We start from the raw sequence: 12,905 nt of genomic DNA on the forward strand, positions 1-12,905 counted from the left end.
CTTTTATGCCAAGAAACAATGCGACTAAAATTGCCTTTTCTAAGTCGTTTTAAACTTACTGACAATAAAATAAACAGTCCAAACACTGCGGCCTATTAAATTTTGCCAATTCATTTGAATCGCACTCAGAATGAAGGCAGAGCATGTTAAACTATTCAGCGGTTTTTGCAGGGACTCACTTATGCACTTTGTACATCTTGGTATTCATACAGAATTTTCAATCACAGAATCAATTGTACGTATACCTGATTTAGTCAAAGCTGCTAAGGCAGAAGGTATGCCAGCCCTTGCCATTACTGACTTATCTAACTTACACGCTGCTGTAAAATTTTATGGTAAATGCTTAGATAATGGCATCAAACCGATTATGGGTTCAGAAGTTCGCTTGAACGATGCTGAACATCGCGTGACTTTATTAGCAATGAGCAATGTTGGCTGGCGTAATCTAACCGAACTGGTTTCAGAAGGTTTTATCCGTGGTCAACAGCTTGATATTCCTTGCGTTGCAAAAGACTGGATTTTAGAACAAAACCATGACCTGATTGCGCTACTTGGCATGCGATCTGATGTCGGCAAAATGCTCTGTACATCGAATCCGCAAAAAGCCGAACCTTTACTCGAAGAATGGATTGCAAAATTTGGCAATCGTGTTTATTTGGCTCTATGTCGAACAGAACGCTCAGGTGAAGATGACTTCAACTATGAAGCCTTAAAACTGGCTAAAAAATACAATATTGGTGTAGTTGCGCACAACGATGTGCACTTCATGAAAGAAATTGACTTTGAGGCACACGAAGCTCGGGTCTGTATTGCCGATGGTTATGTATTAGGGGATAACCGCCGACCAAAAAATTACTCTCCAGAGCAATATTTTAAATCTGGCCAACAAATGGCGGAGTTATTTGCAGACATTCCCTCTGCAATTGAAAATACTTATCAAATTGCCAAACGTTGTAACGTCACGCTGCAATTAGGTAAATACTTCCTGCCTGACTACCCTATTCCTGAAGGCCATACCATCGACACCTACTTTGCACATTTATCTAAAGAAGGTTTAGAAGAACGTTTAGACTTTTTGTACCCACCTGAAACGCGTGATGAATACTGGCCTGAAAAACGTAAAGAATATGATGATCGTTTAGAGTATGAAATCGGGACCATTCTTAAAATGGGTTTCCCGGGCTACTTCTTGATTGTCATGGACTTCATCCAATGGTCCAAAGGTAATGGCGTTCCCGTTGGTCCAGGCCGTGGTTCAGGTGCAGGTTCGCTTGTTGCCTACAGCTTAAAAATTACGGACCTAGATCCTCTCCCATACGGACTACTGTTCGAACGCTTCTTAAACCCAGAACGTGTTTCAATGCCCGATTTCGACGTCGATTTCTGTATTGCTGGTCGTGATCGTGTGATTGACTATGTGGCGCGTACATACGGACGCGATGCAGTATCACAAATTGCCACTTTCGGTACTATGGCAGCCAAAGGTGCCATTCGTGATGTGGCACGTGTCTTGGGTAAATCCTATGGTTTGGCAGACCGAATCTCAAAAATGATTCCAACCAAGCCTTTAGGTCTAAGCCTCGAAGAGTCGATTGAAGCAGAGCCACAGCTTAAAGACATTGTCACTAACCCATCCAACCCAGATAATGACGATGCGGCTGAAATTTGGGAAATGGCATTAAAACTCGAAGGCATTACCCGTAACACAGGTAAACACGCAGGTGGCGTGGTCATTTCCCCGACTAAAATTACCGACTTTTCTGCCGTGCTGTGTGATGCAGATGGTACAGGCCGTGTTGCGCAGTACGATAAAGACGATGTTGAATCTGCAGGTCTGGTGAAGTTCGACTTCTTGGGTCTGCGTAACTTAACGGTCATTGAAGATGCCGTGAAGAATATCAATAAGCGCATTAAGCTAGATGTGCCTTTAGACATTGCTTTCATTCCGCTTGATGACAAAGATGCATACCTCATCTTTGCCAATGCCAACACCACAGCGGTCTTCCAGTTTGAATCCGTGGGCATGAAAAAAATGCTCAAGGAAGCACGTCCAAGCAAATTTGAAGAAATTATCGCCTTCGTATCTCTTTACCGTCCGGGTCCGATGGACCTGATTCCTGACTTTATCCACCGTATGCATGGTGGCGAGTTTGAATATCTCCATCCCCTACTTGAAGGTGTACTTGAACCGACTTACGGCATTATGGTTTACCAAGAACAGGTAATGCAGGCAGCACAGTATTGTGCGGGCTATAGCTTGGGTGGTGCGGACTTACTACGTCGTGCGATGGGTAAGAAAAAGCCCGAAGAAATGGTCAAACAGCGCCAAATTTTCACGGAAGGTGCAGCCAAAAAAGATATTGATGAAGCCACTGCCAACCATATCTTTGACTATATGGAAAAGTTCGCAGGTTATGGCTTTAACAAATCGCATGCCGCAGCTTATGCCTTAGTGGCCTATCAAACGGCATGGCTCAAAGCGCATTATCCAGCTGAATTCTTAGCTGCGGTGATGTCATCGGAAATGCAAAACACCGATAACGTGGTGTTCTTGATTGATGACTGTCGACACAATGATATAGAGGTATTGCCGCCTTCGGTCAATATGTCTATCTATCAATTCCATGCTTCGGACGACAAAACGATCGTTTATGGACTCGGTGCAATTAAAGGCGTCGGTGAAGCGGCGATGCAGTCGGTCATTGACTCGCGTATTCAAGATGGGCCGTATCGTGACTTGTTTGATTTCTGCCATCGTATTGATCTGAAAAAAATCAATAAACGGACTTTAGAAGCATTGATTCGCTCAGGTGCTTTAGACTGCCTCGGCATTGAACGCTCAAGTCTAATGGCGCAGCTACCTGAAGCGGTACAAGCAGCGGATCAAGCTCGCTCAAACCGTGAAACAGGCATCATGGACTTGTTTGGTGAGGTTGAAGAAGTACAACGTAAACCCGCCAAACCTGTTAAACCTTGGTCAGATGAAGTCCGTCTCAAAGGTGAAAAAGACACTCTAGGGTTGTATTTAACCGGTCACCCAATTGATGTCTATCGCACTGAGTTGAAAGCGTTTATTCCAAACAAAATTAATGAACTCACCCCAACTCGTCGTGGCGTCACTACCGTTTTTGCTGGTCTCGTGGTTGATGTAGCTAACTTCCCGAACCGAATGATGGTGACCTTAGATGATGGTACCTCACGGATCGAAGTCTCTGCAAACCATGAACGCTTTATGCGTTTTAAAGACATCATTCAAAATGAAAAAGTGGTGGTAATTGAGGGCGAAATTTACGAGCGTGAAGGTTTTGACCGTCCAATGGGTCGCTTAACCAAAGCATTTACCCTAAATGAAATTCGTCAAAAACGCGCCAACTGTATTCAAATTCGTCTCGACCCAACACACAGCACAAAAACACTGAGCCAAGATTTAAAAAATATTCTTGCACCCTTTTGTAATGTCGATATGTGTAATCACATCCCGCTGCAATTGCTGTTGGACTACCCGTATGCCACGGCTGAATTACACTTAGGGATTAATTGGAAAGTGGCGCCGCAGGATGAACTACTTTCTAAACTCCGTGACTATTTTGGTAAAGAAAATCTTCATGTGGAATATCAAGTCAAATCCAAAGCAGCCAAAGCGGTGAGCTATGAAGAAGCCAAACCTGTAGATGTACCACCGCCCCCTGCGGATATGAGCATGGATGATGCCATGGACTTATATCAGGCTGAAGTCGGTCAATTCTCTTAATTATTTAAATTTTAAAGATTCATTGGAAAAATCATGAGCCAATTTGACAATGCCGCTGTTTCAGCGCATCTCTCCCATGTGCGTATTGTCATGGTCAATACCACACTCCCTGCGAACATTGGTAGCGCACTGCGCGCCATGAAAACGATGGGACTCTCAAAGCTAGTGTTGGTTGCGCCAAAAACCTATCCACATCCCGATATTGATGCTTTGGCAGCGGGTGCAACTGATTTAATCGAGCAGATTGAAATCGTTGAAACCCTTGCAGATGCCATCAAAGACTGCCATTTAGTGTTTGGCACGAGTGCGCGTAGTCGTACCATTCCTTGGCCTTTGCTAGACGCACGTCCCGCAGCTGAAAAATCAATTTCAGCAGTGGTGAATGATCAGCAAGACGTTGCTGTTGTATTTGGCCGTGAAGACCGCGGACTGACCAACGAAGAACTCGCCATGGCCAATTACCATGTCACCATTCCTGTAAATACAGACTATGGTGTACTAAATGTGGCTCAAGCCATTCAAGTGATTTGTTATGAAATGCGTATGGCCACACTGGCTGCTGTGGAAAGCGCTGAAAATGAAGCTGCAACCATGCCTGTAACAGATACTGAGTCTATGCAGTGGGATGAGCCTTTGGTCACACATGAGCAAATGGAACAGTTCTACCCGCACATTGAAAAAATGTTGGCTGAGATTGAATTTTTAGATCCAAAAAATCCTCGATTACTGCCTTTACGCTTGCGTCGTCTTTTTGGACGTATACAATTAGATCGTATGGAATATCATTTACTTCGTGGTATTTTTAGTCGTGTACAAGCTTTAAATAACGGCACATGGAAAAAGTCAAATACGGATCAAACAGAGGATCAATCTAATGCTTAAACAGCTCAAAGAAGATATACAAGCTGTATTCGCGCGCGATCCTGCGGCACGAAACACTTTAGAAGTTCTAACCACATATCCAGGCATTCATGCCTTGATCATGCACCGTATGGCGCATGAGTTATGGAAAAAAGAATGTAAAGGCTCAGCACGTTTATTGTCTTCTTTTAGCCGTTTTGCAACAGGTATTGAAATTCACCCAGGTGCTAAAATTGGTCGTCGTTTTTTTATTGACCATGGCATGGGCGTCGTGATTGGTGAAACCGCTGAAATTGGTGACGACGTGACCCTATATCACGGTGTCACTTTAGGTGGAACTACATGGAATAAAGGCAAACGTCACCCGACCTTAGAAGACGGCGTGGTGGTTGGTGCTGGTGCTAAAATTTTAGGCCCTTTTACTGTCGGTAAAAATGCGAAAGTCGGCTCAAATGCAGTCGTCACCAAAGCAGTTCCAGCCGACACGACCGCAGTTGGTAACCCTGCGCGCTTTATTTCTAAAGATAAACCGAAAGATGAAGCAGAAACACGTCGTCGCGATTATGCAGAAAGTATTGGTTTCCAACCTTATGCTGCAACGCAAGACCAGTCTGATCCAATTCTTGAAGGTATGCGTGTTCTACTTGACCGCATTCAGCTGAATGAAAAACGGATGAATACTCTTTGCCAACGCTTGTCTTTGCTTGATCCAACTTTTAAAAAGCAACAACAAAATGAACAACCTTTTAGTGCTGAAGAATTGAAAATTTTGGAAGATGTACGCCGCGAATGTGAAGCTCAAAGCCTGCCATCCAACGACTAAACATGAAAAGTGTTAGTTTTTGAAAACCTGCCTATAGCAAACCTTGCATGTTCATCAGAGTTTTTTTAGACTGACGAACATGCCTTTTATACCACTTCTTAAAATAATGAATGGAAGAACCTTATGATGCTTAAACCCTTAGCGGTTGCTGTTCTTGCTGTCTCGTTTTTAACAGCGTGTAGCTCAAACCCAACGAAGAACAATAGTGATACCATCGTTTTTACAGAGCCTGAATTAACCGCACCATTTTATGCACTCAATCCATTTAATTATGATGCGCCACCTCCATTTGAAATTAACTTAAAAAAAGCAGCAGCTCAACCCGTAACTAAAATGGAAGTGACTCGCTCTGACGATCCATCTAAAAAACTGGTTTTAGACACCAATAAACTGATTATTCCAACCGTAAACAGCAAAGACCGTCAGTTGAAGTTTGCCGTACTGGCAGGCGACAATGAAGTCGACATTACTGAAATTGATGACTTTTTACAGTTGGTTGAAGGCAAAGCGCGTCACTACCCACCACGCTTTACAGAACGCCAAGAACGGAAAGGTTTTGAGTTAAAACTAAAAGAAGTGACACAACAGCTCGATACGTTAGCGTCGAAAGACAATGCTTCATTTGATGTGCTGGTTCGTGCGTTCAAAGCCAGCGTTATGGCACGTAATTTAGACCTCGGTTCAGTCTATACCACCAAATCTTTGGCATATGCACAGCGTATTTTAAAAATTAACCAAGAAGACCCTGAAGCAAACTTCTGGTTCGGTTTTGCTTTGTCTGAAGGTGGTGGTCAACGCGAAGCGATGCCATACCTCGATAAAGCAATGAAAGCTGGTGTTCAAGAAGCCTATTTAGCGACCGCAAATAACTACATCGCGATGGAACAAAAGAAAAATGCGGTACAAACCTTGAAAAACTACAAGCTGAAATATCCGCAAGAAGCTGAAGTTGCGGATCGCCTGATTAATGAAATAGAAAAACAAGGTCGTTGGAATGTTTGGCAAGTTCTAAATACTGCAAAATAATCCCATCACTTCTGATGTACCTAAAAATAGACCGAATTTTCGGTCTATTTTTATTTTAGGCGAATTGATAAATCCGAGAATTATCGTATGATTTAAAAAATTCAAAAGAATAAACGGTAGTCGACGCTTTTTATGCCTAAATACATCCGTAGCACCTTGATGATGACCACTCTCGTTTCGCTTTTGAGTGGTTGCCAAGTGGTCAGTGTGAAAAATCAATCACTGAACGTCACGATTACCAATGAGCGTGAGAGTATTTTAACGCGGGATAAGCTCAGTGAAGCGAGTCTAAACGTGCTGTCTATGACAGGCCGAGAAGCAAAAATCTGTTCAGAGCAACCTGAAGAATGTGTCAGCGAACTCAAACAGATTCCACAAATTCAGGATGAACAGCTCCTCTCTACTGCCAGCGAACTGTATCTCGCTAAAGCACTTTCCTTAGAAAAATCATCAGCCTGTAAAGTGAGTATTTTAGCCAAGACCCAGTCTGAAGAAAAACAGGCGCTGCAAAAACAAAACTACCAAAGCTGCTTAGATCAACAACTCGGTATGCTGGATAAAAGCATTCGCTACAGTTATGCCTACATGTTTAACACCAAACGTGGCCCCCAAGACCGTATTTTTGATAACCGACAAGTCCAACTGCGTGACTTTTATAACCAAGCTATCGCTAAGCTTGTAAATAGTTATGGCTTACGCCATGGACCATCTGAAGTCGGTAATCAAATAAAAGTGGGACAAAGTATTTACCGCATAAATTATGATAACTACCCACTTTTAAAAAACCGTCAAGTTGAACAACTGATGTCAACTTACAATATGAACTTCTCAGGCCTGCGCTCTATCACACGTCGCGATGGTTTTGGGTCAGAGTTTCTGATTGTCCTCCCACCCGAGCACAACGACACCTCACCCGAAAAAGCCAAATATATTGTCGATCCACTGCATTATCAGTACACCAATGGTCGTAATCCCAACATTCACAATGCCCGTTATTTAGCAGCGACTATTACCGCACAGCCACGCTCTGCATCTAGTATCGATGAGATCTTAAACAACCCTGAGTTTGAAATCTCAGCTTATGATCCCTATAAGTTTGAATCTGCGAAAATTGCAGGCAAAAGTTACCCTCTTGCTGCAAACTTTTCTGCGCCTTATGGCTTATGGTTGGCACAAAACAATTTAGGTAAAGCCGCGTATTTATCACTGATTGATCGTGATGCACGCCTCACCATGCCGCATCTATACATGCTTGAGCCGTACAACCCAAATAAAAAAGTGGTGGTGCTCGTTCACGGTCTAGCCAGCAGTCCAGAGGCATGGATTCGTTTGACGAATGATGTCATGGGCGACCCCGTGCTACGTGAGCACTATCAAGTTTGGCAAGTGTTCTACTCGACCAATATGCCAATTTTAGAAAGTCGTTTCCAAATCTATGCAATCATTCAACAAAGTTTTAATTTGGTCGACAGCAAAGCACCTGCCAAAAAGGATGCCGTGCTAGTGGGTCATAGTATGGGCGGCATTATTGCGCGGCTTTTAGTGAGCGATGCTGACTTAACCCCTGCTGCAATGAAACTGCTACCCAATCGACGTGTGCAACAATTTAAAAATGACCCTCTATTTAAATCACGCCTCGACATTCAACCGATTCCAAACTTTAGTCGGGCCATTTTCTTGGCAGCACCACATCGTGGGACAGAGTTTGCTGACCGCTGGTTTACCCTTGCGGCACGTAAAGTCATTCGTCTACCAGGTGCGTTTTTGGGGGCACTGACCGATGTTATACAAAGTAGTGACCCTGACCTACAAGCCTTCATTAAAGATGTCGATAATGGACTCATTCAAAATGGGCCAAGTGATCTCAGCAAAAACTCTAACTTTACTCGGTTAACTAAAAACGTCGTTCCATACAAGGGCATGAAATTCCACAGCATCATGGGGAATGCGACTAAAAGTGATGACCTCAATATCATTACAGATGATGTCGTGCCTTATACGAGTGCCCATCTAGATGGTGCATTGTCTGAGAAGATTATTAAAGGGGGACATTCTATTCAAGAAACGCCTGAAGCCGTTCTTGAGTTACGTCGTATCCTGCGGTTGCACCTGACTGAACTCGGTCTGTATAAGCCTTAAATCTTTAAAAGCCTAAACAGATGTTTAGGCTTTTTTATTTTTGCTTTACGCCTAACGCCTAACGCCTACAGCAATAATCACTTGGCTGTTTAACAACTGTTCGCTTTATAGATGATTTATTGTTTAGTCGTTTTCAATTTTGCTAAGATATTGCCATTCATACAATAGCTGTTCATAGCGCATAAATACACACGGTAAGCGGTGTCGCTCGGTCTATTTTTATATTGTGCATTTTCAAAGATTTAAGGATTTCACCTACATGAGCAATTCGGGAATCATCACTGATTTGTCCACCCTCACTCCCATGATGCAACAGTACATGGGCGTCAAAATGCAACATCCGCACTCTTTGATGTTCTATCGTATGGGTGACTTCTACGAGCTATTTTTTGAAGATGCACACAAGGCCGCTAAACTTCTCGGAATTACTCTGACCCATCGTGGCAAAGCCAATGGTGAACCCATCCCTATGGCAGGTGTTCCTTACCATGCAGCTGAAGGCTACCTTGCTCGCTTGGTGAAAAAAGGCGAAACCGTCGTCATCTGCGAGCAAATTGGTGAAGTTACAGGTAAGGCACCTGTTGAACGTGGCGTTGTCCGGATTATTACACCAGGGACGCTAACTGACGATGCCTTACTGACGGCACATCAAAGTTCGAACCTTGTCGCGCTTTGCGTACAACAAAACGAAATTGGTATTGCGCTGTTAGATTTAAGTGCAGGTTTATTCAAAGTTCAACAACAAGAGTTTCAGCTTGAGCAACTGGGTATTGAACTGTCTCGCCTCATGCCAAGTGAAATTTTGGTCGATGAAAATATTGTCGACCCCAACATTATTGAACACATTAAAAAACTGCTCGACTGCCCTGTAACACGCCGTCCGAATGTCGACTTTAACCTAAACAACGCACAAAAAACCTTATGCGATCAGTTTACTGTATCGACTTTAGCTGGTTTCGGTATTGACCATTTGCCGCTTGCTAAAGCAGCAGCAGCATCCCTGATTCATTATGCCAAAGAAACGCAAAAAACAGCCTTACCGCATATTCGCTCTATTCAGCTTGAACAAAGCAGTGATTTCATTGCGCTTGATCCTGTGACGCGGAAAAACTTAGAGTTGGTTGAGCCTCTGTTTGAACACGGCACATCATTATTCCAACTCATCAATGACTGTCAAACTGCAATGGGTGGACGTTTACTTAGCCGTACACTGATGCAACCGTTACGTGATACCAAGCTCTTAGACGCACGTTTAGATGCCACCAAGAGTCTTGTAGATGGCTACCATGAATCACCAGTCCGTTTAGTATTAAAAGAGATTGGAGACATTGAACGTGTTCTCAGCCGTGTGGCTTTAGGCAGTGCCCGTCCACGTGACTTAGTGCAGCTGCGTCAAGCCTGTGCACAAGTCCCTTATTTACGTCATGCCATTCAGCCCGTGATCCAAAGCAAACAGTCCGCACTCATTACCCAATTGAATGAGGAATTGGGTGATTTCCATGGCTTACATCAACGTTTAATGTCTGCCATCGTTGAACATCCACCTGTGCTTTTACGAGATGGAAATGTGATAGCGGAAGGTTTTGATCATGAACTCGATGAACTCCGTAAAATCCGTGATCATGCAGGACAGTACTTGATCGACCTTGAAATTCAAGAACGTCAAAATACTGGAATTTCGACCTTAAAAATTGGCTATAACCGTGTCAGTGGGTATTACATTGAACTGACCCGCGCGCAAGCCGAGCAAGCACCTGATCACTACATTCGTCGTCAAACCTTGAAAAATGCTGAGCGTTATATCACGCCTGAGCTGAAAACCTTTGAAGACAAGGTACTTTCGAGTGAGTCCCGTGCATTAGCCCGCGAAAAAATGCTGTTCGAAATGCTTTTAGATGAACTCCGAGCCGATATTGGTCATTTACAAATGATGAGCAGTGCTATTGCGCAGATCGACCTCTTAGCTAACTTTGCACATCAGGCTCGCTTACGCAATTGGTTACGTCCTGAGTATAGTCCAGAAATTGGGGTTAAAATTATTGCGGGACGTCATCCAGTGGTTGAGGCGTTGAACAAAGCTACATTTACACCGAATGACACGACACTTGATTTCAACCACCGCATGGCCATTATTACTGGTCCTAACATGGGCGGTAAATCAACCTTTATGCGTCAAACGGCTTTAATTAGCCTATTGGCCTATTGTGGCTCATATGTACCTGCCCAATCGGCAGTATTAGGTCCAATTGACCGAATTTTTACCCGTATTGGTTCTGCAGATGACCTATCTACAGGCAAATCGACCTTTATGGTGGAAATGACCGAGACCTCGCAAATCCTGCATCATGCAACCAATCAGTCACTGGTTTTGATGGATGAAGTTGGTCGTGGCACCAGTACCTATGATGGTTTATCTTTGGCATGGGCTTGCGTACTTGACTTAACCAAACGCATTAAATGCTTATGTTTATTTGCCACGCACTACTTTGAACTGACCGAGCTGGCCAAAGAAACTGCTATTGATAACTACCATGTCACCGCAAAAGAACTCAACGGCAACCTCATTTTGTTACATAAAGTCCAACATGGACCTGCAAGCCAAAGTCACGGCTTACAAGTAGCAAAATTAGCAGGTATTCCTGCCAGTGTGATCAAAGAAGCACAAAATCGTCTGAAAATTTTAGAGAAGCAACAACTGCAAAAACCTAAAGTCGTTCAAAATGATTTGTTTGCTGTAATAGAAATGCCTGAACTTGAAATCATTGAACGTGTGGTCGAAATTGAGAAACCTTCTGCCGCACTTGAACTACTCAAGAGCATTGATGTCGATAATTTAAGTCCACGTGAAGCCTTACAGCAGCTTTATGCATTGAAAGATCAGTTACATTCATAATGGATTTGCATTTTCGCAACTCATCTAGACCGTCAAAATGACGGTCTTTTTTATTGTTAAAAGCAGTTTTCAGCAGAATGTTCAGTTTTTATCAAATTTAACAGCCGTGCATATAACAAATATCAATAAAAGCAATTGTTAGTTGGTGCTGTTTTTGCCTAAAATACACATTAGTTATTAGAACCATATTTTTAGGTAGCCTTCGCCATGACCTTTGTTGTCACTGAAAATTGTATTAAATGTAAATATCAAGACTGCGTAGAAGTTTGTCCAGTAGACTGTTTCTATGAAGGTCCAAACTTTCTAGTGATCAATCCAGACGAATGTATCGATTGCGCACTGTGTGAACCTGAATGTCCAGCAAATGCAATTTTCTCTGAAGATGAACTGCCAGAAGGTCAAGAAGTATTTATTGAACTAAATGCTGAGTTATCACAAACTTGGCCGAACATTACCCAGATTGGAGACCAACCTGCTGACCGTGAAGAATGGAACGGTAAAGCAGATAAGTTACAATACTTAGAAAAGTAAGCCAGAAAAAGATCAGCATAAGCTGATCTTTTTTTATACCTAAAACACACATTTGATTGCAATATTTCCAATTTTTCCTCACAAATTTGGATTAAAATAATAGGCGTATTTTTTAAATATTTGATTTCTATAATGAAGAAATTTTTAAAGGGATTATTTGCGGTTAGCATAATCCCCTTGGTGATGATTGGCTGTACGACGTCATCCCACAAAGGTCAGACCATCACAACGCCTGATGGAAAACGTATTTTTATCCCGCAAGAGAAAATTAGTTTTGACCGCCCTGCTCCACCTAAAATTATTCCTTATACCTACAATGCTTGGATGTCTGTCGGTGACACGCTAGCACGCGTACGTGAGTATGAAGTTTTTCTTGAACGCAATGGTGTGGGAAATATCATCCCAAGCTTTGAACTGCTCAGAACAGCACGTGACTGGCAAAAATGTGGTCGTTCACAATATATGATCCCGAACCGTGAACTTTGGAAAAACCAAATTGCGACCTTAAAAGTATTTAAATATTTAGTTGCAGCCAAAGTACTGACCGATTTTGAAGTCACTTCGGTTTATCGTGATCTGCCTTTAAACCAATGTGCTGGCGGTGCAAACTCGTCACGCCACTTATTCAATTCTGCCATCGATTTTCGAATTGGGTCTGAAAACCCGCAACCTGAAGATTATGCTTATATTGAAAATACAAAATATCGTCTATGCCAATTTTGGACCCAACATGGACAGAGCTTGAACATGGGCTTAGGTTTATATGCTTCCGGTCAGATTCACATTGATACCCAAGGATATCGTACATGGGGCCCAGACCTCAGTCGCAATTCTTCGATGTGTAGTTACTAGTTTTTAAAAATTAAAAGAGGTCAATATGA

At 42.8% G+C, this 12,905-nt stretch carries 8 protein-coding genes; all 8 read left to right on the forward strand.

Going from position 1 to position 12,905, the window contains the following annotated elements; all coding sequences use genetic code 11:
• The first annotated feature begins 181 nt into the window (after positions 1-181).
• A complete protein-coding gene (dnaE, locus tag GVX98_RS13920) occupies positions 182-3,751 on the forward strand; it encodes a DNA polymerase III subunit alpha (protein ID WP_159128423.1) in 3,570 nt (1,189 codons plus the stop codon).
• Positions 3,752-3,784: 33 nt separating this feature from the next.
• Positions 3,785-4,633, forward strand: coding sequence for an RNA methyltransferase (locus tag GVX98_RS13925; protein WP_159128424.1), 849 nt, complete (start codon positions 3,785-3,787; stop codon positions 4,631-4,633).
• On the forward strand, positions 4,626-5,435 hold the full coding sequence (cysE, locus tag GVX98_RS13930) for a serine O-acetyltransferase (protein ID WP_004696365.1): 810 nt from the start codon (positions 4,626-4,628) through the stop codon (positions 5,433-5,435). Before GVX98_RS13925 ends, cysE begins: the two co-directional genes overlap by 8 nt.
• A 123-nt stretch (positions 5,436-5,558) precedes the next feature.
• Complete coding sequence (locus GVX98_RS13935; RefSeq protein ID WP_062033562.1) at positions 5,559-6,461, forward strand: ABUW_2363 family tetratricopeptide repeat lipoprotein; 903 nt, start codon at positions 5,559-5,561, stop codon at positions 6,459-6,461.
• Positions 6,462-6,593: 132 nt separating this feature from the next.
• Positions 6,594-8,600 carry a triacylglycerol lipase gene (locus GVX98_RS13940; RefSeq protein WP_159128425.1) on the forward strand — a complete coding sequence of 669 codons (2,007 nt, stop codon included), beginning with the start codon at positions 6,594-6,596 and terminating at the stop codon, positions 8,598-8,600.
• A 259-nt stretch (positions 8,601-8,859) separates the two neighbouring features.
• Entirely contained in the window at positions 8,860-11,493 is a 2,634-nt protein-coding gene (gene mutS / locus GVX98_RS13945; RefSeq protein WP_159128426.1) for a DNA mismatch repair protein MutS, read from the forward strand.
• 207 nt (positions 11,494-11,700) lie between these two features.
• Positions 11,701-12,024, forward strand: coding sequence for a ferredoxin FdxA (gene fdxA / locus GVX98_RS13950; RefSeq protein ID WP_004696359.1), 324 nt, complete (start codon positions 11,701-11,703; stop codon positions 12,022-12,024).
• 132 nt (positions 12,025-12,156) lie between these two features.
• Positions 12,157-12,876 carry a D-Ala-D-Ala carboxypeptidase family metallohydrolase gene (locus GVX98_RS13955; protein WP_004982106.1) on the forward strand — a complete coding sequence of 240 codons (720 nt, stop codon included), beginning with the start codon at positions 12,157-12,159 and terminating at the stop codon, positions 12,874-12,876.
• Positions 12,877-12,905 lie beyond the last annotated feature (29 nt).

It is taken from the genome of Acinetobacter sp. 8I-beige (assembly GCF_902505955.1).
GTDB lineage: Bacteria > Pseudomonadota > Gammaproteobacteria > Pseudomonadales > Moraxellaceae > Acinetobacter > Acinetobacter johnsonii.

Bases quoted from the DNA above. Each gene is read 5' to 3' on its own strand.
- dnaE (WP_159128423.1), top strand. From the start codon at position 182: ATGCACTTTGTACATCTTGGTATTCATACAGAATTTTCAATCACAGAA.
- GVX98_RS13925 (WP_159128424.1), top strand. From the start codon at position 3,785: ATGAGCCAATTTGACAATGCCGCTGTTTCAGCGCATCTCTCCCATGTG.
- cysE (WP_004696365.1), top strand. From the start codon at position 4,626: ATGCTTAAACAGCTCAAAGAAGATATACAAGCTGTATTCGCGCGCGAT.
- GVX98_RS13935 (WP_062033562.1), top strand. From the start codon at position 5,559: ATGATGCTTAAACCCTTAGCGGTTGCTGTTCTTGCTGTCTCGTTTTTA.
- GVX98_RS13940 (WP_159128425.1), top strand. From the start codon at position 6,594: ATGCCTAAATACATCCGTAGCACCTTGATGATGACCACTCTCGTTTCG.
- mutS (WP_159128426.1), top strand. From the start codon at position 8,860: ATGAGCAATTCGGGAATCATCACTGATTTGTCCACCCTCACTCCCATG.
- fdxA (WP_004696359.1), top strand. From the start codon at position 11,701: ATGACCTTTGTTGTCACTGAAAATTGTATTAAATGTAAATATCAAGAC.
- GVX98_RS13955 (WP_004982106.1), top strand. From the start codon at position 12,157: ATGAAGAAATTTTTAAAGGGATTATTTGCGGTTAGCATAATCCCCTTG.